Annotated in this window: 18 protein-coding genes; 4 read left to right on the top strand and 14 right to left on the bottom strand. The window is 73.9% G+C overall.

Translation table 11 applies throughout. The annotated features are described in order from the left end of the window. The first annotated feature begins 526 nt into the window (after positions 1–526). Positions 527–1,921, top strand: coding sequence for a cytochrome P450 (locus AB0I72_RS22050; protein ID WP_358571675.1), 1,395 nt, complete (start codon positions 527–529; stop codon positions 1,919–1,921). Between the two features lie 182 nt (positions 1,922–2,103). On the opposite strand, the gene AB0I72_RS22045 is transcribed toward AB0I72_RS22050, so the two are convergent. Continuing rightward, positions 2,104–2,286: a DUF397 domain-containing protein gene (locus tag AB0I72_RS22045; protein ID WP_358571673.1), complete on the bottom strand. Its 183-nt coding sequence runs from the start codon at positions 2,284–2,286 to the stop codon at positions 2,104–2,106. After that, the gene (locus tag AB0I72_RS22040; protein ID WP_358571671.1) at positions 2,283–3,092 is read right to left on the bottom strand and encodes a helix-turn-helix transcriptional regulator; all 810 of its coding nucleotides are present in this window, start codon (positions 3,090–3,092) and stop codon (positions 2,283–2,285) included. The genes AB0I72_RS22045 and AB0I72_RS22040 overlap by 4 nt, the downstream gene beginning before the upstream one ends. 143 nt (positions 3,093–3,235) lie before the next feature. On the opposite strand from AB0I72_RS22040, the gene AB0I72_RS22035 reads away from it, so the two are divergent. Next, positions 3,236–3,511 (top strand): hypothetical protein, encoded by a 276-nt coding sequence (locus AB0I72_RS22035; RefSeq protein ID WP_358571669.1) that lies wholly within the window; start codon positions 3,236–3,238, stop codon positions 3,509–3,511. A gap of 52 nt (positions 3,512–3,563) precedes the next feature. Here AB0I72_RS22035 and AB0I72_RS22030 read toward each other — a convergent pair whose 3' ends face one another. From AB0I72_RS22030 to AB0I72_RS22005, 6 genes are all read right to left on the bottom strand, one after another. Continuing rightward, entirely contained in the window at positions 3,564–4,889 is a 1,326-nt protein-coding gene (locus AB0I72_RS22030; protein ID WP_358571667.1) for an ABC transporter substrate-binding protein, read from the bottom strand. Positions 4,890–4,902: 13 nt separating this feature from the next. Beyond that, positions 4,903–5,904 (bottom strand): branched-chain amino acid ABC transporter permease, encoded by a 1,002-nt coding sequence (locus AB0I72_RS22025; RefSeq protein WP_358571769.1) that lies wholly within the window; start codon positions 5,902–5,904, stop codon positions 4,903–4,905. Between the two features lie 8 nt (positions 5,905–5,912). Further along, positions 5,913–6,764, bottom strand: a complete 852-nt coding sequence (locus AB0I72_RS22020; protein ID WP_358571665.1) for a branched-chain amino acid ABC transporter permease — start codon at positions 6,762–6,764, stop codon at positions 5,913–5,915. Between the two features lie 10 nt (positions 6,765–6,774). Further along, on the bottom strand, positions 6,775–7,494 hold the full coding sequence (locus AB0I72_RS22015) for an ABC transporter ATP-binding protein (RefSeq protein ID WP_358571663.1): 720 nt from the start codon (positions 7,492–7,494) through the stop codon (positions 6,775–6,777). Beyond that, a complete protein-coding gene (locus AB0I72_RS22010) occupies positions 7,491–8,354 on the bottom strand; it encodes an ABC transporter ATP-binding protein (RefSeq protein ID WP_358571661.1) in 864 nt (287 codons plus the stop codon). Before AB0I72_RS22010 ends, AB0I72_RS22015 begins: the two co-directional genes overlap by 4 nt. A gap of 127 nt (positions 8,355–8,481) precedes the next feature. Continuing rightward, entirely contained in the window at positions 8,482–11,277 is a 2,796-nt protein-coding gene (locus AB0I72_RS22005) for an AAA family ATPase (RefSeq protein WP_358571659.1), read from the bottom strand. A 434-nt stretch (positions 11,278–11,711) separates the two neighbouring features. Here AB0I72_RS22005 and AB0I72_RS22000 point away from each other — a divergent pair, with 434 nt between their 5' ends. Continuing rightward, positions 11,712–12,884, top strand: a complete 1,173-nt coding sequence (locus AB0I72_RS22000; protein WP_358571657.1) for a glutamate--cysteine ligase — start codon at positions 11,712–11,714, stop codon at positions 12,882–12,884. 398 nt (positions 12,885–13,282) lie between these two features. Here the strand turns inward: AB0I72_RS22000 and AB0I72_RS21995 are convergent, their stop codons facing one another. Continuing rightward, positions 13,283–14,278 carry a carbohydrate kinase gene (locus tag AB0I72_RS21995; RefSeq protein WP_358571655.1) on the bottom strand — a complete coding sequence of 332 codons (996 nt, stop codon included), beginning with the start codon at positions 14,276–14,278 and terminating at the stop codon, positions 13,283–13,285. Then, positions 14,275–15,672, bottom strand: a complete 1,398-nt coding sequence (locus AB0I72_RS21990) for an AGE family epimerase/isomerase (RefSeq protein WP_358571653.1) — start codon at positions 15,670–15,672, stop codon at positions 14,275–14,277. The genes AB0I72_RS21995 and AB0I72_RS21990 overlap by 4 nt, the downstream gene beginning before the upstream one ends. A 275-nt stretch (positions 15,673–15,947) precedes the next feature. Here AB0I72_RS21990 and AB0I72_RS21985 point away from each other — a divergent pair, with 275 nt between their 5' ends. Further along, a complete protein-coding gene (locus AB0I72_RS21985; RefSeq protein WP_358571651.1) occupies positions 15,948–17,939 on the top strand; it encodes a cation:proton antiporter in 1,992 nt (663 codons plus the stop codon). A 30-nt stretch (positions 17,940–17,969) separates the two neighbouring features. Here AB0I72_RS21985 and AB0I72_RS21980 read toward each other — a convergent pair whose 3' ends face one another. From AB0I72_RS21980 to AB0I72_RS21965, 4 genes are all read right to left on the bottom strand, one after another. After that, a complete protein-coding gene (locus tag AB0I72_RS21980; RefSeq protein WP_358571649.1) occupies positions 17,970–18,785 on the bottom strand; it encodes an alpha/beta hydrolase in 816 nt (271 codons plus the stop codon). A gap of 87 nt (positions 18,786–18,872) precedes the next feature. After that, positions 18,873–20,219 (bottom strand): acyltransferase family protein, encoded by a 1,347-nt coding sequence (locus AB0I72_RS21975; RefSeq protein ID WP_358571647.1) that lies wholly within the window; start codon positions 20,217–20,219, stop codon positions 18,873–18,875. Positions 20,220–20,555: 336 nt separating this feature from the next. Next, positions 20,556–21,395, bottom strand: coding sequence for an ammonia-dependent NAD(+) synthetase (nadE, locus tag AB0I72_RS21970; RefSeq protein ID WP_358571645.1), 840 nt, complete (start codon positions 21,393–21,395; stop codon positions 20,556–20,558). Positions 21,396–21,501: 106 nt separating this feature from the next. After that, the gene (locus AB0I72_RS21965) at positions 21,502–22,086 is read right to left on the bottom strand and encodes a putative glycolipid-binding domain-containing protein (RefSeq protein ID WP_358571643.1); all 585 of its coding nucleotides are present in this window, start codon (positions 22,084–22,086) and stop codon (positions 21,502–21,504) included. Positions 22,087–22,188: the final 102 nt, after the last annotated feature.

Here is a 22,188-nt window from a genome sequence, read left to right as displayed (position 1 = left end):
TGGCGACCTTGAGCGCCGCCTTGCGGGACGAGGGGTCCGGTGCCAGGGCCCAGACGTCGTCGGTACTCCATCGATCGCTCACGGGGACAACGCTAGGGAACGGCGCCGACAGTCCGGGGCGCGGGGTGACGCCCGTGAACGGGGCCCTCCGCGGCGACGGGGCGAGCGCCGAGATCGCGCGGATCATCCGACCAACCCCTGAATCGAATGGCCTTCGAGATCACGACAGAAAGGAAACGGACGACGGTAGCACCCGAATTCACGCGCCGTTCCTCCGCTCCTCCCAACCGCTGCGACAACGCATTTCCCCACGCTGTTGAGGAATGGCCCGCATCCGTTCTAGAATTTCACGACCAGGGCGGCCATCCCCGCTTTCCACCGTGCCGGGGACACTCCCCCGGACGGCCGCGTCCCCCGCGCGGACCGCGCCCTCGGACCGCGGGACCGCCCGCTCCTCCCCTCCCGTCACCGCAGCGACGTGTCTTCTCCTCGAAGGGAGGGAGGCGGCCCCGAGGCCGCGCACCCGATGACGACCACCCGACCCGACGGCGGCGACCCGCCGACCGGCCAGTGCCCGCACCAGCTCGCCCGCCTGTACGGACCCCAGCCCGACACCGGGCTGGACGCGCTCTGGGAGGAGCTGCGGGAGCGGCACGGCGCGGTCGCGCCCGTGGAGCTGGAGGACGGCGTCCGCGCGTGGGTCCTGCTGGGGTACCACGAGAACCTCACCGTCCTGCGGAACCAGCGCCTCTTCTCCCGGGACACCCGCCGCTGGCGCGAGGTGGTCGAGGGCCGTGTCGACCTGGCCACGTCCCGCCCGATGCTGTCCTGGCGGCCCAACGCGCTGTACTCGGACGGCCCCCAGCACACGCGTCTGCGCACACCCATCGTGGACGCCCTGACCAGGGTGGACCTGACCGCCACCGAACGGGTGGTCCGCCGGATCGCCGACGACCTGGTGGACGCCTTCGTCTCCAGGGGGAGGGCCGACCTCATCGGCGAGTTCGCCGGTCCGCTGCCGGTCCTGGTGGTCAACCGCCTGTACGGGCTGTCCGACAGCTACGGCCACATGCTCGGCGACCTGACGTCGATCGTCTTCGAGGAGGACACCAAGCGCGGTTCGGACGCGGTGTCGCGGCTCCAGCAGTACTTCGCGGGTCTGGTGGTGCGGAAGAGAGAGCGGCCCGGCGCGGACCTCGTCTCGTGGATGCTGGAGCACCCGGTGGGTCTCAGCGACCACGAGGTCGCCCACCAGGCCGCGCTGATCAACAACGCCAGTCACCAGCCCACCACGCACCTCATCGGCAACACCGTCCGCACACTGTTGACCGATCCCGGGATCCGGCAGGCCCACGCCGACGCGCGCGTGTCGATCCAGGACCTCCTCGACCACGTGATGTGGACGGACATGCCGTTCCAGGTGATCGCCGCCCGGTTCGCCCTCCAGGACGTCCGCGTCGGCGGCGCCGACGTGCGCGCGGGCGACGCTCTGCTGATCGGTTTCGCTCCCGCCCACCGCGACCCCGCGGTCCGGCCCTCGCCCGAACCCGGGGACACCGGGGTGGCCATCGGCAACCGCGCGCACCTCATGTTCGGGGCGGGGCCGCACGCGTGCCCGGCACGGGAGCTGGCGCGGATGATCGCCGCCGTCGCGGTCCGCACGCTCACCGAACGCCTCACCGGACTCCGGTTGGCCGTGGCGTCCGAGGACCTGCGCATGGTGCCGTCGGTGTTCGTGCGCGGCCTTCGGGAGCTCCCGGTCGCGTTCGTGCCGGACGAGCCGCTGCGGCAGGCGAAACCCGACCCCGCTCCGCGCGGGTCCCGCTGCCCCGCACCGCGCCCGGCGGTGGAGGACCACCGCGAGCCGGATCTGCTGGACCGCCTCCTGTCCTGGTGGCGGGGGCCGCGCCAGAGGGCCTGACCGGTTCCGGAACCGGACACCGTCGACACACGACGGCACGGACGGACGTCGCGGAGGCTCGCGCCCGGGAATTCCGACCATCCGCCCAGAGCGGCGTGGGCATTGATCCACCCCACGAGAAAACCCACCACGGGAGAGGGTTCCGTGGTGGGCCTTCTCGATGGGGACGAACGGGCGTATGACTACCTGGCGGCGTCGCCCTTCACTTCCCCGAGGAAGGAACTCCACGCCGAGGGGGTGAAGCTCAGGTGACCGAGGTCCCGATTCTCCGTGTCCCGCACGAGGACGGCGTCCGACACCTCCTTGACCTCCACGCAGCTATGCGCCCCCTGGCTACTGTACGTGGATTTGTGCCACTCGTTCACAGCGCGTCCTTCCGGTCTTTTATCTTCTCTAGCGAAGCGTCAGGGGACAGAGCCCATGCCTGGAGTTTATTGTACACCGACTCGAGATATCGGACATGGGCGACCTCATCGGTGATATGTTCACCAACGGAATGATCGGAACAGATTATGGGACTTCGGTCCTCAAAGTAAATAAGACGGAAGGCCCCGACGGTCCAGGCGAAGTCGCTGATCCCCATCGGGAGGACCTGGACGGTGACGAAGTCCCCCCGCGCCTCCTCGACCAACCGTTCCAGCTGGTCACGCATCACCTCCGGACCGCCCACCGGCTGGGTGAGGACGAACTCGGGGATGACGACGGAGAGCACGAGATCGCCGTCCGTGCGCAGCCGTTCCCGCCAGGCCCTGCGCGTCTCGACGGCACGCCGCACGGAGTCCCGGCCGCCCACGGGGACCGAGTGGGTGGCGATCACCCGGGTGTAGCTCTCGACCTGGAAGAACCCCGGAACGACGAACGGATGGAAGAAACGGATCTCCGTCGCCTTCTTCTCGTACTCGTCCGACTGCTCGTACCAGCCGGGATCGGTCTCGGCGCGCTCCGCGTCCCGCCACATCCGCAGCAGGGCCCCGTGTGTACCGAGTTCCCGGTCCAGGGCCTCCACAATTCCGGCATTGGGCGCCCGCACCGCACGCTCGATCTTGCTGAGGTACGTGGCCGAATACGTCGTCAGCCGCGCCAACCGGTCCAGTGAGAGGTTGGACTGCGTGCGCAAACGCCGAACGTGTCTGCCGAACTCCACCCACCCTGGCCGCTGCCGGTCCACCATGTACCGATCGTGTCAACCTCTCGGTACCGACGTGTACGGAACTGCCCAGAGCGTGATCTCTTCGTATCCTCCCTTCCCTCGCGTCCGCACGGGTGGGAACCTCTCACCATGACCACTCCCAGTGCCGATGCGGTGACCGCGCCATGAACGCCGCCCTGACCGCCCGACGGGACGACGCGCTCAAGGAGTTGTACGCCGCGCTCAGGCGAGCCGACGTCCCCGGAGCCGCCCTCGACCTGTACGGCGATCCGGCGGTGTACACGAGCAACACGCGCACCCGGATCCTCGGCCGGTACTTCCTCACCCAGCGCGTCGCGGGCGGCGGGACCGTCCTGGAGACGGGCTCGGTGCCCACCCACCACACGGACGCGGCGGTCGACCTCATCCGCGCCATGGCCTCCACCAGGCGCGTCGCCTGAGCGCACGCGTGCGGCGGCCCAGGGACCCCCCGAGCCGCCGCACGCGCCCTCGTCAGTCGTGGAAGTCGAGCTCCTCGGGCGGGAGCCGCTCGAAGTCGGACTCCTCGATCGGGCCGCCCGCCCGGTCCGTGACCCGTGCGTCCTGGACCATCTCGATCTCGCCGCCGTCCCCGTACCGGACCACGTAGACGCCCTGGTGCCCGCCGTGGTCGTCACCGGACGAGCTGAACGGCACCAGTCCCGGTCCACGCCACTCCTGGGCCTCCAGCGCGTCGACGAGCGACCGCCGGGTGAGGTCCTCGCCCGCCGACCGCAGGACCTGCGCGACCATCACCGCCTGGCTCATCCCGAACAGGTGCGTGTTGGTGAGCGGGCCGCCGTCCCCGTACTCCTCGTGCACCTCGACGAAGAACCGCGACCAGGCGTCCTCCCCGTCCTCCACGCGCGGCAGGTAGCTCGTGATGAGCAGACCTTCGAGGAAGGCGTCCGCGGGCACGTCCTCGGCGTCGCCGCCCTCGGTGAACTCGGCGAGCAGCCCCTGGAGGGTCGCGGTGTCGCCGCCGATGCTCGACACCACCCACTGAGGCTCGTACCCGATGCTCGCCGCCTCCAGCAGCCCCAGCGCGACGAACGCGGGGATGCACGAGCACACGACCACCTCCGCGCCGGACCGCTCCAGCTCGGCGACCTGTGCCCCGAGGTCGGGCACCTCCGTCTCGTAGTGCTCGCGCGCCACGACCTCCCCGCCGAGGTACTGGTCGAGCCCGGCCTGGGCGTCGACGCCGATGTCGTCGTTCTGGAACAGGTAGCCCACGTCCTGTCCGGGGAAGTTCTCCGCGATGTAGGCGCCCTGGATCTTCGCCTCCTTCGTGTAGTCCGTCTGCCACCCGTACGTGAGCGGGTGCTCCTCGGTGTCGTTCCAGGCCAGCGCCCCCGACGAGGGGAACACGTCCGGGACGCCCTCCTCGTTGAGGTAGTCGAGGACACCGCTGTGCGTCGGCGTGCCCAGTCCGCCGACCATCGCGAAGATCTCGTCCTCGATGACCAGCTGACGGGTCACGTCGATCGTTCGGGCGGGGTCGTAGGCGTCGTCCTCGACGCGGTAGTCGATCCGCCGCCCGTGCACGCCGCCCTGGTCGTTGACGTAGGCGAACACGGCGGCCGCCCCCTGCGAGACCGACGCGTACCCGGGAGCGGCGGGGCCGGTCAACGGCTGGTGGCTGCCGATGACGACGGCCTCGTCCGTGACCCCGGTCGCGACGTCCAGGTCGACGGCGTCGCCCTCGGTCACCTCACCGGCGCCGGTACACGCGGTGGCCAGCAGGGCCAGGGTCAGGGCGGCCGACGTGACGGCCGCCGTTCCTCTGCGGATGCGCATGGTGTTCTCCTTCTCAGGGGGTGGGTGTCGGCACGGGGGAGCCGCGCCGGGCGGAGAGACGCTGGACCAGGCCCTGGATCCCGAGGGGCCAGAAGCGCAGGACGAGAATGAGGACGACGCCGAAGAACACCACGGGGAGGTTGTTCTCCACGTCGCGGCCGAGGTCGAGGGAGCGGGCCAGGTCCGACGCCCACACCTCCAGGTAGACCAGGGCGAGGGCGGCCCACAGCGCCCCCCACACACTGCCGATCCCGCCCAGGACCAGGGCGGCGAGCAGGCTCAGGGACAGCGCGAGCGTGAAACTGCCGGGGGTGACCGTGCCCAGCACGTAGGCCTGGAGACCGCCGGCCAGGCCGCCGGCGGTGGAGGCGATGACGAACGCGGCCACCTTGGTCGATCCGACGGGCACGCCCGCCATGGCGGCGGCGGTCTCGTCGTCGCGGACGGCGCGCATCCGGCGGCCGAGCCGCCCCGTGGAGATCGTGGCCAGGACGGCGAGGGACACCAGGACGGTCGTCCACACGGCCAGGGCCCGCCAGTCGCTGGTGCTGACGACGCCCTGGAGGAACGGCGGCGCTCCGGCGGTGCGGATGTTGAGGCCGTTGCTACCGCCGAGCAGCTCGTGGTAGCGGTGGGCCAGTCCGGGCAGGCCCACCGCGAGGATGAGCGTGGCGCCCGCCAGGTAGGGGCCGTGCAGCCGCGCCGTCGCGATGCCGACCGCCACCCCCGCCACGGCGGAGACCGCGACGATGATCGCCAGGTTGGCGGTGAGGGGCAGCGTCGGCTGGTGCAGGACCAGCAGCGCCATCCCGTAGGCGCCGATCATCATGAAGGCGCCGTGGCCGAGCGAGACCTGGCCGCTGCCTCCGACGAGGAGCTGGAGCCCGGCGACGGCCAGCAGGGTGTACCCGACCGCGGCCAGGCGCAACGCGGTCAGGTCTCCGGTGGCGAGCAGCAGACCGCCCACGCCGACGAGCGCGAGCGCGGCGTACAGCAGGTGTCGTAGGACGGGGATCACGGCGGCTACACCTTTCGCGCGGTCGGGCGGGACAGGATGCCGCCGGGTCGCACGCTCAGGACGGCGACGACGACGGCGAGGGCGGCGAGGGTCGCCACCTCGGGCCCGGCGTAACCGGACACGTAGGACATGGCCAGGCCGATGAGCATCCCGCCGAGGAGGGCGCCGAACGGGTTGTCGAGCCCGCCGACCACGGCGGCGGTGATGCCGAACACGAACACGGCGTCGAAGGCGTTCGGGGAGATGAACGGAGGACCGGCGAGCATCCCCGCGAGGGCGCCGATGAAGGAGGCCACGGCCCAGCCGACGGTCAGCATCAGCCCGACCCGGACGCCGCTGAGCCGGGCGGCCTCGGGGTGGAAGGCGGCGGCGCGCATGCGCAGCCCGAGCGGGGTGAGGCGGTACAGGGCGAACAGGAGCGCCGCCACGGCCGCGACCGAGGCCAGCGCGAAGGCGTCGGCGGCGGAGAGGCGTCCGACGTAGCTGAACGCGTAGCCCAGGGCGTGCTGCTCGTTGCCCCACACCATCCCGACGCCGCCCTGGACGACCAGGAGGAGTCCGAGGGTGACGATGACGGCGTTGAGCTCCGAGGTCCGGGCGATCGGCCGGACGACCACCCGTTCCACCAGCGCCCCCGCGACCAGCCCGGCGGCGAGCGCCGCGGCGAAGCCCAGCCAGTAGGAGCCGGTGAGCCGGGTGACGGTGTAGGCGGTGTACACCGAGACCAGGGCGAGCGCGGGTTGGGCGAAGTTCACCAGCCGGGTGGCCTGGTAGATGATGACGAGGGAGAGCGCGAGTGCCGCGTAGACGGCCCCGGACGCCAGCCCGTTGAGGGTCAGGTTGACGAAGTGGGTCATGGAGGTCTCCTCAGAAACCGAGGTAGGCGTGGCGCGTGCGGTCGTCGGCGAGCAGGTCGGCGGAGGCGCCCTCGACGGCCACGCGTCCCTGGCCCAGGACGAAGGCGTGGTCGGTGACCGCCAGCGCGGCGGCGGCGTTCTGCTCGACGATGACGACGGTGAGCCCGGTGCCGTCGCGCAGGTCGCGCAGGAGGGTGAGGATGCGCTGGGTGACCAGGGGCGCCAGGCCGAGGGAGGGTTCGTCGAGGAGCAGGACCCGGGGTCTGGCCATGAGGGCGCGGCCGATGGCGAGCATCTGGCGTTCACCGCCGGACAGGGTGCTCGCGGACCGGTCGCGGCGCTCGGCCAGGGGCGGGAACAGGTCCATGACCTCGTCCATCGCGGTCCGGTCGCGGCGGGAGGAGCGCCAGAGCGCCCCCAGTCGCAGGTTCTCCTCGACGGTCAGCTCGACGATCACACCGCCGCCCTCGGGCACGTGCGCGAGGCCGCGGGTGATGACGCGCTCGGCGGGCAGTCGGGTCAGGTCCTCCCCGTCGAGCAGGACCTGACCGGAGCTGGCGGCGTGCAGACCGCTGAGGGTGCGCAGCAGGGTGGTCTTGCCCGCGCCGTTGGCGCCGAGGACCGCGCACACGCCTCGGGCGGGGACGTCCAGGGAGACGCCGTCGAGGGCCCGGACGGCGCCGTGGTGGGCGTGGAGGTCCGCCACGCGCAGGAGGGGGTCGGCGGTCATCGGGCGGCTCCGTCGTCGGTGTGGTCGGCGGGGGCGGTACGGGAGGCGTCGGCGGGAGCGGCGCGGGGAGCGTGCGTGGAATCCGCGGCGGGTTCGCCCAGGTAGGCACGGGTGACGGCGGGGTCGGACCGCACCCGCTCGGGGGTCCCCGTGGAGATGACCCGGCCGAAGTCGAGCACCACGATGTGGTCGCACACCGCCATGACCAGATCCATGTGGTGTTCGACGAGGACGACCGCCATGCTCCGGCGAAGGTCGCGGATCCGGTCGGCGAGCGCGTCCGTCTCCCGGGCGGACAGCCCGCTGGCGGGTTCGTCGAGCAGGAGGAGGTCGGGGTCGGCGACGCAGGCGCGGGCGAGGGCGACGTGCTTCTGGACGCCGTAGGGCAGGGTGCCGGGCAGCCGGTGGGCGTGGTCGGCGACGCCGAACCGGTCGAGCGAGGCCAGGGCACGGGTCCGGAGTTCGCGCTCGTCCCGGGCGTGCCGCCCCAGTCCGGTGACCAGGGACAGCGGACCTCCCCGGGCGAGACGGTCGGCGCCCGTGACCACGTTCTCCAGGACCGTCATGGTCGGGAAGAGGTTCAGGCCCTGGAAGGTGCGCGCGATCCCGGCGCGGGCCAGGCGGTGGGGGCCGCGTCCGGGCAAGGGCTTCCCCTTCCAGGTGAGGGTCCCGGAGTCGGGGCGCAGCACGCCGGAGAGGACGTTGAACAGCGTCGTCTTCCCGGCTCCGTTGGGCCCGATCAGCCCGGCGACGGTCCCGGGCGCGACACGGAGCCCGACGTCGTCCAGCGCGGTCAGGCCGCCGAAGCGCACGGTCACCCCGTCCGCGCTCAGGAGGTGGTCGTCTGCGGTCCTGGTCATGGCTTCCTCTCTCACGGTTGCCGACCGATATGCCGTACCGACTGGTTGGTACGGCTAGCTGACCCGACCACGCCGTCGTGTCCGGGTCCCCGGGGATCGGGAGCGGCCGTGCCCGGCCCGCCCCGCGTCAGTTGAGCAAACGGGCCAGGTCCACGCGGGACCTGATGTTGAGCTTGCGGAAGATGCCGCGCAGGTGGTGTTCGACCGTGCGCGGACTGATGAACATGTGCGCGGCGACCTCCCGGTTGGTCGCGCCGTCGGCGACCAGTCGGGCGATCTGCTGCTGTTGGGCGGTCAGGTCACCGGTGGCGGGCGGGTCGGGGTCGCGTTCGGCGGCCCCGATCGCCCGCAGCTCGGCCCGCGTCTGGCGGACCCAGAGCCGTGCGCCGAAACGCTCGAAGGACTCCAGCGCGTCGTACAGGTGCTCGCGCGCCCGGCCGGGCAGGCGGGCGCGCCTCAGGAAGGCCCCGAAGAGCAGGTGGGTGCGGGCCTGCTCGACGTCGTCGTCACCGCAGTCCCGGTGCAGGGCCAGCGCGTTCTCGAAGTGGTCGGCGGCCTCGTCGCCCGCGGCGAGCAGGCCGCGGCCGCGGGCCGCGAGGGCCCGGGCGGCCGGGCTCCCGACCGCCTCCGCCCAGCGCTCGTACCCGGCCAGCGACGTGCGCGCCCACTCGGTCTCGCCCATCCTGGTGGCCGCCTCCACGAAGTGCGGCGCGGTGAGCAGGCGCATCGTGGGATGTCCGTGTCCGGGCCCGGCGTGCACCAGGGCGCGCAGCCGGAAGAACGCCTCCGCCGCGTTGCCCCGGGACAGCTCCAGGACGGCCAGCGCCCAGGCCGCCAGGGCGGCGGGCAGCCCCAGGCTCCGTTCTCCCGCCTGCGAGGTGACCGCGCGCGCCCGGATGCGGCAGGTCTCCACGTCGCCCTGGATGGCGGCGATCATCGCCAGCGAGGCCAGGTGCTGGGTCGCCCAGACCGGCTGGCCGTACTCGCGCGCCGCCTTGAGCCCGCTGAGCGCGTGCCCCGCCGCGGAGGGGAAGCGGCCGCTCCAGAACTCGGAGAAGACCTGGAAGCCCAGCGCCGCCGGGAGGGTCGCGTACTCGCCCTGTGCGGTGCCCGCCTCCACGGCGCGCGAGGTGACCGCGCGCACGAACGGCGCGTCGCCCAGACGGAGCCCGCTGACGCTCGCCCAGATCAGTTCGGAGGGCTTGTCCAGACCCTCGGACAGCCGCACGGCGTCGCGCAGCAGCGGGGTCGAGGTCGTGTAGTCGCCGCGGAAGGACAGGGAGCACCCTTCGAGGAAGGCGGCGACCAGCCGCATCGACACGGAGTCGTCCGCGCGCACCAGCGGAACGGCCAGGTCGGCGGCCCTCCCGTGGCGGACGGGGTCGCCCGCCAGGGAGGCGGAGTCGGCGGAGCGCACCAGGGCGCGCAGGGCCAGGGCGCGGTCGTGCGCGACGAGCTCCCGGCCGACGGCGAACAGGCGCTCGGCGACCTCGATGGCGTTGCCGCCGCGCATGGACAGCTGGGCCTCGACGAGGTCGATGATCGCGCGGCGCCGGTCGGAGACGGCGAGCGGACGGGCCCGGTCGAGCAGGCGCGCCGCCCGTTCGGTGCCGCCGTACGTGTAGGCCTGGTAGGCGGCGGTGGCCAGGCGGCAGGCGCGGACGTCGGGGTCCGGGGAGAGGTCGGCGGCGTGCTCGTGGGCGAGGGAGGCGGCGCGCGGTCCCTCCAGCCGCCGGGCCCGGCGCGCCGCGGCCTCGACGGCGTCGGCGAGCGTGGCGTCGGGGGCGCTCGCACCGGCGGCGGCGTGGCGGGCGTACTCGGCCGGGGCGTACTCGCGGTCCACGGCCCCGGCGAGGGCCGCGTGGACCGCGCGCAGGCGCCCGGCGGGGGCGTCCTGGGCGATCGCCTCGCGGAGGAGGGGGTCGGGGAAGACGACGGTGCCGCCGTCCACGCGGACCAGCCCGAGCTCCTCGGCGGGTTCGAGGTCGCCCACGGTCAGGGCGGGGTTGCCGCTGGCCTCGGTCAGGACGGTCACACCGGGGTCGGTGGCGAGGGAGGCGACGAGGAGGAGGTGGCGGACGGGCTCGGGAAGCGCGTGGTAGGCGGTGAGCAGGGCCGAGCGCAGTCGCGCGGGCAGCCGCGGGGGGACGGGCAGTGGCGCCTCGCCGCGGACCTGGTCCTCGGAGAGGGCGTGGAGATGGCTGAGGACCACCGCGGGGTTGCCGTGCGCGGATCGGACGAGGGCGGCGCGCACGGCGGAGGCCGGGGTGACGGGGGCGTGGTCGGTGAGGATGTCGTGGATCGCGCGCTCGGTCAGGGGAGGGAGGACGAGTTCGGTGACGCCCGGGACGAGGGGGTCGGACATGGACGCGGCGGCGCCCCGCGGCGTGCCGTGGTCGTCGCGGGCGGTGAACACGGCCGCGACCGGGAGGTCGGACAGACGGCGGGCGACGAAGGCCAGGGCCTCCAGGGAGGGGGCGTCGAGGTGGTCGGCGTCGTCGACGCAGACCACGACCGGCCGCCGTTCGGAGGCGAGGCGGAGGAGGTCGAGGACGGCCGTGTAGAGGGCGAAGCGGTCGGCGTCGGCGAGGGCGCCACGGGTGAGCGCGGCGCGCAGGAGGTCGCGTCGGTGGTCGGGGAGGCGGTCGGTCTCGGACTCGACGGGGCGCAGGAGCCGGTGGAGTCCGGCGAGGGGGATGCCGGTCTCGGAGGGGACCCCGACGGTGTGGAGGACGGTGAGGTCGACGGCGGTGGCGCGTACGTGGTCGAGGAGGGCGGTCCTGCCACGGCCCGGCCCTCCGGTGAGGAGGACGGCCGCGCCGCCGCCGGACCGCGCGTCGTCGAGTACGTCCGCGAGGATCCGCCGTTCCGTGTCCCGGCCCCGGAGGCGCTGGTCCTGGGGGCCCGTGTTCCTGCCAGCCACACGCCGACCATCGCACACGGAGACCCCGTTACGGCAGGTGCGAGCGGGCACACTGGTCGATCCACCGATACCTGGACGGAGTCGCACGAAACGGGAACGAGACACGTCCGGACGATCCGAAGAGGGGCGTGCGCGAGTGCTCGTCAGGCGTGCGAAGAGGGCGCCCACCTGGGGATCCAGCACACGTCGGGAGTGACGCGCGTCACCCGCCCACGTGCCGACGACCGCGTTCCGACCACCCCGGCGGCCATCGCACGGTGATCAAGCCGCAATTCCCCCGCGGTCCTGATACGCGATACCGACAATTGTGACAAAACGTCCCTCGGATACCTTTTTGTCCTCCCAAGGACACTGTCGCGGGCGACCTTCACGGGATATCCAGTGCGAGACGCCCCCGGGGTCGGGGGACGGGACACCAGAAGGGACCGACGTCCATGGAGAACCGCTTCCTGGCCGCGCACGGCACGCGGGACCGCACACCGCTCGGCACCCGGGCCGCGAACCGGGCGGACCCGCCCACGTTCGGTGTCGAGGAGGAGTTCTTCATCGTCGATCCCCGCAGCCGCCGCATCCTCTCGCGCGCGCCCGAGGTGCTGTCCAACGCCCGTCACCTGGGCGGACACCTGTGCGCCGAGTTCACCCGCGCCCAGGTGGAGACCAACAGCCCGGTGTGCGGCACGTCCGAGGACGCCGCGCGTTTCCTCCGCTCCGCACGGCTCGAACTGGTACGGGCCGCAGCCGGGGCCGGACTGGCGGTCATCGCCTCGGGCACCCCGGTCCTGGGCGACCCGGCGTCGGCCAGGGTCAGCGACGGGACGCGCTACGCCGACATCGCCACCCACTTCGGCGCGCTGCGCGAGGCCCACGTGGTGTGCGGCTGCCATGTCCACGTCGGCGTCCCCGACCGGGAGACCGCCGTCGAGGCCGCCGGTCACCTGCGCCGATGGCTGCCGTTCCTGGTCGCGCTGTCGGCCAACTCGCCCTTCCAGGAGGGGCGGGACACCGGCTACGCCAGTTGGCGCACCATCACGTGGAACCGGCTGCCGTCGGCCGGGCCGCCGCCGCTGTTCCGCTCCTTAGCCGAGCACGAGCGCGCCGTCGGGGCGCTCGCCGGGAGCGGGGCGATCCTGGACCGGCACATGGTCTACTGGGACATCCGCCTCTCCGACCACCTGCCCACCCTGGAGATCCGGGTGGGCGACGTCGCGGCCACGGCCGACGAGGCGCTGCTGTTCGCGGTGCTCACCCGGGGACTGGTCACCCGGGCCCTCTCCGACGTGCGGCACGGGGTGCCCGCTCCGGAGATCGACGCCCCCGCGCTGCGCGCGGCCATCTGGCGGGCCGCCCGCGACGGGCTGGAGGGCCGCGTCCCCGACCCGCTGACCGGGGAGCCGCTGCCGGCCACGCTGGCCTTGGACCGGGTCCTCGGGGCGGCCCTGCCGGGGCTGGAGGCGAACGGGGACGCCGCCCTGGTGGTCGGGCTGCTCGACCGGGTACGCGCCGCCGGGTCCGGCGCGGCCCGCCAGCGCGCGTTCCTGGACCGACGGGGGCGGATCACGGACGTCGTGGACCACCTGGCCGTCCAGACCAGGGAAGGCCTGCCGTAGCCCGGGGCCACCGCACGCGACGGGTACCCCCGGCAGGGGCGGGCGCACCGGCTTCACGGCCCGCCCCGGTCCGCTGGCGCGACCCCGAACGGGCCCCGCCACCCGTGCGGCCACGGAGTGGGCATTCGGCTCGCCCGGCGGTCTTGTCCCCCCGAAACCGCCACCCGTGCGGCCCAGTCGACCCGGGCCTCCGGTACGGCCGCCCCGAGCGGGTGTCGGTCGATGACGCGACCGATCCGAACCCCGCCACCCGCGCGGCCACGGAGCGGGCGGCCTCCTCCCGTTTCAGAGGCACCGGAGGCGCCGACCAGGACCCGTGGCCCGCGTGGACGGCATCGAGGTGGACGGAGCGGCCGGGGCTTGCGTGTCCTGGATCCGTGGCCCGCGTGGAGGCATCCTCACCCCCGTGTGTCGACGGCGCTCACCCCCTCCAGTGCGGCCGCGAGCTCGTCGGCCGTCGGCGGGTCGGCCCCCTCTCGGGTCACCGTGTACGCGGCCGCCGTGGTCGCGAAGGCCAACAGCTCCCGCAGGGCGTCCTCGTCGAGCTTGGCCAGGCGGGCGCGCGGCCCGTCGCCCAACCGCCCGGCGCGGTCCAGCCAGTGCAGGAGCGCGCCCATGAAGGCGTCCCCGGCCCCGACCGTGTCCGCCACCCGAACCCTCGGCGCACGGACCGCTACCTCCCCCGTGTGGGACAGCGCGACGGCGCCCTCCGCCCCCAGGGTGACCACGACCAGCGCCGGGCCGAGCGCGGCGATCGCGTGGGCGGCCCGCAGCGGGGGCAGGTCGGGGTAGAGGAAGGCGAGGTCCTCGTCGCTGGCCTTGACCACGTGCGCCTGCGCCGCGTGCCGCAGCGCCAGGGCGCGGGCCTCGTCCGGGTCGCCGATGGCGTCGGGCCGGATGTTCGGGTCGAGCGTGACGGTGACCTCGTCGCGCCCGTGCTCGCGCCGCAGCATCGCCTCGATCCGCGCGGCCCCCGGCTCCCGGAACAGCGCCAACGACGCCGCGTGCACCGCCCTGACCTGAGGATCCAACGACTCGGGCAGCTCGCCGGGACGCCACCGCCAGTCGGCCGCGTCGTCCATCCGAAAGTCGTAGCGCGCCGAGCCGTCCGGGCCGACCGTGGCGACGGCCAGCGCGGACGGTTCGTCGGCGGCCACCAGCCCCGAGGATTCCAGCCCCTCCCGCAGGAGGCGGTCCCGGATCCGTTCGCCGAAACCGTCGGCCCCGATCCGCGCGAACAGCCGGGTGGGCGTGCCCAGGCGGGCGGCGGCCACCGCGGTGTTCGCGGGTCCGCCTCCGGGCACGGCGCGCAGGACGTCGGTCCCGTGCGGCGTGGGCAGCAGGTCCATGACGTTCTCCCCGACCACGACCAGCCGGGGGCTCGGGGCGCTCACGGCGTCCACGCGGCGCGGTCCCCCGCGGCGGCCGCCGCGAGTGAGCCCGCCAGGCCGATCTGGGGCAGGACGGTCGCCTGGTAGGCGTGGTAGACGTCGGGCTTGCCCGGCCACACCGTGCCCGACGGTCGGCTGGCGGGATCGAGTTCGTGGTGCCAGCTCCCGTGCTCGCGGTCGAGGTGGTGGCGGTCGGCGTAGTCCCACCAGCTGTCGTAGTGGCGGGTGTAGCCGCCGTCGCCGGTCAGCGCGCCGAGCGCCCACGCGGTCATCGTGGCCTCGGCGACCACCCAGTGCATGCGTTCCCGCACGACGGGCGCGTCCGCCCAGTCCAGCGTGTAGGCGAACCCGTCCGCGCCGTCCGCCGCCCACCCCCGCCGGACGGCGTGGTCGAAGAGCCGGACGGCGTCCGAGCGCAGCCAGTCGGGCACGTCCTCCCCCGCGTCCCTCAGAGACAGTTCCAGATGGACCAGCAGCCGCGCCCATTCCAGGAGGTGGCCGGTGGTGCTGCCGAAGGGGCGGAAGGGGTCGTCCGGCCGGTCCCGGTTGTGGTCGGGCAGGGCGCGCCAGTCGGAGGTGAAGTGCTCGGGCAGCCGCCAGTCGTGGTCGGCGGCCACGCCGTGCACCAGCCGCTCGGCGACGGCGAGCGCCCGGAGCGTCCAGCGACGGTCGCCGGTGGCGTCGGCCGCGGCCAGGAACGCCTCCACGCAGTGCATGTTGCTGTTCGCGCCCCGGTAGTCCTCCGGTCTGGTCCACGCACCGTCCCAGCTCTCCCGAACCGCGCGCGCCGACTCCTCCCAGAAGTGGGCGTCGACCACGCGCAGCGCCTCGTCCAGCAGGTCGCGGGCGCCGGGCCGGCCGGCGAGGGCGGCGCTCGCCGCGGCGAGGACCACGAAGGCGTGCGTGTAGGCGGACCTGCGCTGGCCGTCGGCCGCGACAGCGCCCGGGGCACCCGATGCCGCGGGGTCCCCCGGGCCCAACAGGTCCCCCACCCACGCGGGGTCGCCCCGGCCCTCGGCCGCCCGGCCCGGCCCGGCGGCGTCCGCCGCGTCGGCATACCCTTCCCGGGAGCGCTCCCGTTGGCCTCCGCGATCCGGAACCTCCTCGTACCACCCGCCCCGCGCGGCGTCCCGCAGGGGCCCCGCGAGCGCGGCGAGTCCGTGGTCGACCAAGCGGTCGGCCTCCTCCTCACCACGCAGGTGCGCCAGCGCGAACACGTGCGTCATGCGCGCCGTGATCCAGGTCGCGGTCGGCCGGTCCTCCTCCACCCGGCCACGGGCGTCCAGCCAACCGAAGCCGTCGGCCACCACCGAGCGTCTGGCGAACGCGAGCAGCCGCCGCTCCTCCGCGCGCAGCCAGTCGGGGTGTCCCGGACCGGGTCGTTGCGAAGCCGTCAATCCACTGCCTCCTCGGCGTGTCGGTTCGCGGTTCACGATAGCCCCGCCGCTCCGCGCGCGAAAAGGACGATCCACCGCCTGTGGACAACCCGATCCACCCATCGGACACGGGCGGACGTCCGCCCGTGTCCGATGGGACCGACGAGGCCGCTGGTGACCGTGGCGGGCCACGTCGATAACCTCCGAGGTGACACCGCCGGACCGTGACCCCGTCGCACCGCGTCCGGCGGCGGCCGCCCGGCACCGGATACCGGGAACCGCGAAGGAGGCGCCTGATGATGCTCGCTGCGGGGGAGACCCCCGTCTACCTCGGCCCGATCGTCGCCCTGCTCGTCGCGGCGGGCCTGATCGGGGCGCTCTTCGTCCGCCTCAGGGTCGTCCCGATCGTGGGCTTCCTCCTCGCGGGCGTGCTCATCGGCCCCCACCAACTCGGGGTCGTCGCGGACGAGACCCAGGTGGAGGCGGCGGCCGACATCGGCGTCATGCTGCTGCTCTTCACCATCGGCGTGGAGTTCTCCATCGAACGGCTCGCGCGGATCAAGCGGTTCGTCCTGGGCGGCGGCACCCTCCAGGTGGTGCTGACCACGGCGGTCGTGACCGGGCTCTGCGTCCTGTTCGGGGTGGACTGGCGGATCGGCGTCTTCACCGGCTTCCTGGTCGCGCTGTCCTCCACGGCGATCGTCCTGAAGGTCATCGCCGCCAAGGGCGCCACCCAGCGCCCCGTCGGCCAGGCCTCCGTCGGCACCCTCATCCTCCAGGACCTCGCCATCGTCGTCATGGTCATGCTCATCCCGATCCTCGGCGGAGAGGCGGAGGGCGCCTGGGGCATCGTCCAGGCCCTGGGCACCGCGGCGCTCGTGCTGACCGCCGTGATCGTGGTCGCGCGCAAGGTCATGCCGCCGCTGCTGGAGCGCATCGCCCGGCTGTGCTCGCCGGAGATCTTCCTGCTGTCGGTCGTGGCCATCGCGCTCGGCGTGGCCTACCTGACCTCCCTGGCGGGGGTGAGCGACGCCCTGGGCGCCTTCCTCGCGGGCATGGTGCTGAGCGAGTCGCGGCACAGCGCCCACGCGCTGAGCGAGATCATGCCGCTCCAGATGGTGTTCAGCGCCGTCTTCTTCGTCTCGATCGGGATGCTGCTCGACGTCTCCGTCCTGGCCGAGCTGTGGTGGATGGTCCTGCTCGCGGCCGTGGCGGTCGTGGTGGTCAAGGTGGCGACGGCCTTCGCGGCGGTCTCGGCGCTGCGCGTGGGCGCCCGCACGGCGGTCGCGTCGGCGTTCCTGCTCGCGCAGATCGGCGAGTTCTCCTTCGTCCTCCAGCAGTCCGGGGCCGAGTACGGCCTGACCCCGGTCGGCATGGGCGCCGAGGGCGGCCAGCTCCTGGTCGCCGTCACCGTCGTCCTCATGACCGCCACGCCCGCGCTGGGAGCGCTCGGCGAGCTGATCGCCCGCCGCCTGCCGGAGGGCGCGGCCGCTCCGACCGCCGCCGCGGCGGTGGAGGCCGACGACACCCGCGACCGCGTCCTGATGGCCGGGTGGGGACCGGTCTCCCGGAACCTCGGTCACTACCTGAGCGTCAACGGCGTCCCGTCGACCGTGACCACCCTCAGCCCCGACCTGGCGGCCGACGCGGAGAACCTCGGCCACACCGTCGTCCGCGGGGAGGCGACCAAGGCGAGCGTGCTGCACGAGGTCGGCATGGACCGCGTGAAGCTCATCGTCATCGCCGAGAACGAGTCCGAGGAGGCCACGCACATCGCGCACGTCCTCAACGGGCTCGCGCCGGGGGTGCCGATCGTGGTGCGCCCGACCGACACCACGGACGTCGTGGGGCTGTACGACGCCTCCGTCGACAGGATCGTGGACACCCACCGGGCGGTGACCGAACCGCTGGGCGGAACCGTCCTCGACCTCCTCGGCATCGACCACACCCACCGGGGACATCCCGACCCGACCGTGGTCACCCGGTTCGTCGCCGACCCCGACACCTCCTGCGCCCACATGGAGGAGCTCCCGCCCGTCCTGCCCAAGAGCCCCGGCTGCACCGAGTGTCTGCGCAAGGGGCAGCGCGACTGGGTCCACCTGCGGATCTGCGCCCAGTGCGGCTTCGTGGGGTGCTGCGACGACTCACCCGGCCGCCACGCCAGCGGGCACGCGGACAGGTTCGGCCACCCGGTCCTGTTCTCCGCCGAGCCGGGCGACGACTGGGCGTGGTGCGTCCTGGACGAACAGCTGGTCCAGAGCGCCGAGACCCCGGCCGGGGCGTCCTGACCCGGGCCGGGACGCCCGGCCCCGGTCCGGTCAGGCCGGGGCCGCCCCCACCCGGTCGGCCGCGCGGCACGTCCACCGGATGTGCTCGGCGACCGTGCGCGGATCGTCGGCCATGGGGATGTGCCCGCTGCCGATCAGCGACACCATGCGCGCGTGCGGCACGAGCCGACGGGCGGACACGGCGCTGGACGGGAGCAGGGTCCGGTCCCGGTCGCCCCAGGCGATGGTGACCGGGCAGTCGAGGGGGCGCGGCACGAAGGCGTACTCCGCGACGCCCGGCATCATCCGCACGAAGGCGGACCCCGGCTCCAGGACGTCGACGCTGAACCGGACCGACCTCGACTCCGGCGAGGCGGGGTTCCCCCGCAGCACCGCGCGGGCGAGCGCTCGTGCGGGGGCGCTGTCCGCGATCCGCTCCTTGAGGGGCCCCGGCGCCCTGGCGGCCAGGCGCGCGGCGGCCCCGACCGCGCGGATCCCGAGGCGGGCGAGGGCGTCGGAGAACCCGACGGGGGAGAACACGGTCACCGAACCGGCCGCGCCGCGCACCCCCAGTTCCAGGGCGACCGAACCGCCCAGGGAGTTGCCCGCGAGGTGGGGTCGCTCCAGACCGTGCAGCTCGCAGAACTCCTGGAGCGCGTCGGTCAGCGCCCGCACGTCGTAGGGCTCGTCGGGCGCGGGCGCCGGTGACGCCCCGAAGCCGGGCAGATCGACGCAGACCACCTGGTACTCCCGGGTGAGCCCGGCCGTCACGGCGCGCCAGCACTGCCGCCGGTCCCCCAGTCCGTGCAACAGGACCAGCGGGCGCCCGGAGCCGCGCCGCTCGAACGCGATGCGTGTGGGATCCATGGACACCGGTCTACTCCTCCGGCCCGCTCCGGGCCACACGACGTGCCCGGGACACGAGGGACCGACCGTTCGGACACCGTACGTGCCTCAGGAGCGCCGCGGCCCCCGGGTGAGCAGCAGACCGGCCACCACGGCCGACAGGCCGAGCACGGGCCCCCAACCGGTGCCGAGCCCGACCGCGACCAGCGTGCCCAGCCCGCCGCCGACCAGCGCGGCCGCCGCCAGGGCCCGGACCGGCCCCGGAACCCCGCACAGCCGTGCCGGGGGCGTCTCGAACCGCACCGCCCAGGTCGCGAGCACGGCGGTCAGCGGAAGCAGGGCCGCCGTACCGGCCAGACCCCACACCAGCCACGGGACGGTCATCGGGTCGGGGGTGTCGACGCCGAGGCCGTAGACCTGGGCGGCGGCGACCAGGCTCACCGGGAGCATGTGCCACAGGTACACGGTCATCAGGGTCGGGCAGACCGCGTCCAGCACCCGCGCGGGGCCGGGGCGGTCGGCCCAGGCCGCGATCCACCGGCGGAGCAGGACCGCCGCGCCGACCTGCACCGCGCCCAGCGCAGCCAGGACCAACGTCGGCGGACCGGCGTTGGAGGCCTCCATGGCGAAGACACCGGTCATGTTCGGCGAGTACGGGCCGGTCAGCATGAGCACGGCGGCCGCGACCGCGCCGCCCGCCGCCAGCACCGCTCCCTGAAGCGGGCGCAGCGCCCCGGCCCCGTAGAGCAGACCGAGCTGGTGCACGCCCAGCCACACGAAGACCACGTTCGCGTAGCCGACCGCGTCCACCCCCGTCGCGAAGCGGACGACGTCGACGAGGGCCGCCCCGGCGAACAGCGCCGCCGCCACCCGCCAGCCGAACCGGTCCTGGACCGGGAGGAGGACCGGCGTCGCCACGACCACCAGGACGTACACCGCCAGGAACCACAGCACGATCCCCGCCGCGTCCGCCGCCACCGACACCGGCTGTTCCGGAACCCCGCCCAGGGCCAGCAGGTGGGTCGCGGCGATCCAGACGGCGGCGAGCGGGACGACCGGCCAGGCGAGCCTGCGCAACCGGCGCGCCACCCACGTCGTGGCCGCGACGCCGCGCGCCGCGGCCGACCGCCGGCTGATGAGGTTGGCGGCGCCGCCGACGAAGAAGATCAGCGGCATGACCTGGGAGACCCACGTCATGGCCGAGGCGCCCGGAACGGCGAGGACGCTGTCCATGGCCAGGGTCCCCGGACCGCCGGTGAGCACCGGGTACCACCAGTGCTGGAGGACGACCAGCACCATGACGAGGAGGCGGAGGGCGTCCAGGAACCGGTCGCGGCCGGGCAGGGGTCGCGGGGCGCTCCCGGTGCCGGGCCGGGTGTCCGCGGTCGACGCGGGACGCGGCGCCGGCAGGACCGACGGCCCGCCTCCGGCGCCGGATCGGAGGGTCATGGTCATCGGTCGCTCCTGGGTCGTCTGCACCACGGGAGCGGTCGGGCGCCGCGCGGCGGAGGAGGTGTCGTGCCGACCGGGATCAGGGGGCGACGACGCGTGGTCCGACGGGCCCCGGCCGGTGCGGAGGTGTCCGCGTCCCCGCCGGTGCGTCGTCGGTACGACCCTAGGAAGACGGTGGGGTCCGTCGCGATGGCTCTGGTGCCACTCTTCGACCGGCGGCCCACCCACCCGCCGACGGTGGTGCGGGCACCACCTTCGGCGCGGCGGCCGGGCCGGGGATCGGGGCGAGCGGGCCCGGGCCGACCGGGCTCAGACCAGCCGGGCCCGGGCCGACCGGGCTCAGGCCGGCGGGGGAGCCGTGGGCAGGGCGCGCTTGTGCGCGGTGGCGCGGTAGCGGTCGACCAGGGCCGCCTCGACCTCCCCGGGGACCGGCAGGCCCTCCAGGAAGTCGTCGATCCGCTCGTAGGTGAGGCCGAGCGCCTCCTCGTCGGGCTTGCCCGGCGACAGGGTCTCCAGGTCGGCCGTGGGCACCTTGTTCACCAGGTCGTCGGGGGCGCCGAGCGCGGCGGCCACGGCGCGCACCCGGCGCTTGGTCAGCCCGGTCAGCGGGACGAGGTCGACCCCGCCGTCGCCGTACTTGGTGAAGAAGCCGGTGACCGCCTCGGCCGCGTGGTCGGTGCCGACGACGAGACCGCCGAGGCCGCCCGCCACCGCGTACTGGGCGATCATCCGCTGGCGGGCCTTGACGTTGCCGACCACGAAGTCCTCGGAGGCCACGCTCGCGTAGGTCATCCCGGCGGCGGTGAGGGAATCGGCCATGGCGTCGCTGGCCGGGCCGACGTCGACGGTGAGGCAGCGGTCGGGGTCGGTGAACTCGACCGCGCGGGCGGCGTCGTCCTCGTCCTTCTGCACCCTGTAGGGAAGACGCATGGCGACGTACTCGGCGGTGTGCCCGGCGGCGCGGGCGCGGTCCACGGCGAGACGGCAGAGGCGGCCGGTGGTGAGCGAGTCGACGCCGCCGCTGATGCCCAGCACCAGCGCGGCCGCGCCCGTGGTGGTCAGGCGCTCGGCGAGGAAGGCGACGCGTCGTTCGATCTCGCCCTGGACGTCGAAGTGCTCGGGGACGTCGAGGTCGCGGATGATCTCGCGTCTGGCCCGGCTCAGCTCGGTTTCGGTCACTGCGGTCCCCCGTGGGTGAGGTGGGTGTGCCCGCCGATTATCGCCGGTCGGGCGTGGCGGACGCACTCCGGGGGTGCGGGCCCGGACCGGGCTGGGGAGGGGCCGCTCAGCTGTCGGGGCCGAGCCTTCGGGCGAACCGCTCGTAGTCCACGACCAGCCCCTCGGCGTCCACGGACAGCCGGTACTCGCCGCGCAGGGGGTCGCGGTAGGTGTAGCGCTCCAGACCGCCCTCGGAGGGGTGGCGTGTGTACCGCTGGCGGACGCGGCGGACCCGCAGGGAGGGGATGTCGATCCAGGCCACCGCGATGTCGCGGTACTCCCCCGGGTTCAGCCCCAGGCGTCGGATCGGGAGGGTGTTGGTGAGGGGGGTCGCGGCGACGTCCGCGTCCAGGCAGCCCATGAGCTCGGGTCTGGGCCTGTTCTCGCCGTCGGTCCAGTTGCCGCCGTGCGCGGTCAGTGCGACCGCGTCCGTCCCCCGTGCGGAGACGACCTCGACACGCACCTCCCGCGTCGTCCAGGCCAGGTCGGTGCGGACCGTGAAGCGGGTGAGGAACCGCTCGTCGTCCTCCACGACGACCTCTCCGGCCTCCAACCGGTACCCGTCGGGCTCGGGCAGGAGGGCGCCGAGGCCGAGGCCCTCGGGGACGTCGGTCCGGGACCACGCGGCGGGGTGTTGTGTCAGTGACGACATGTCACCGTTCTACCGTTCCGCGCGGTCACCGCGCCAGACGGGTCCGGGCCCGCACCGACGCGCGGTACGGGCCCGTGTCACGGGTGGCTCGGGGCGTGCGCC

Source organism: Nocardiopsis sp. NPDC049922, from assembly GCF_040660275.1.
Classification (GTDB): domain Bacteria; phylum Actinomycetota; class Actinomycetes; order Streptosporangiales; family Streptosporangiaceae; genus Nocardiopsis.
Note: the sequence above shows the minus strand (reverse complement) of the source record. Positions and strands in the feature narration are given on the sequence as shown.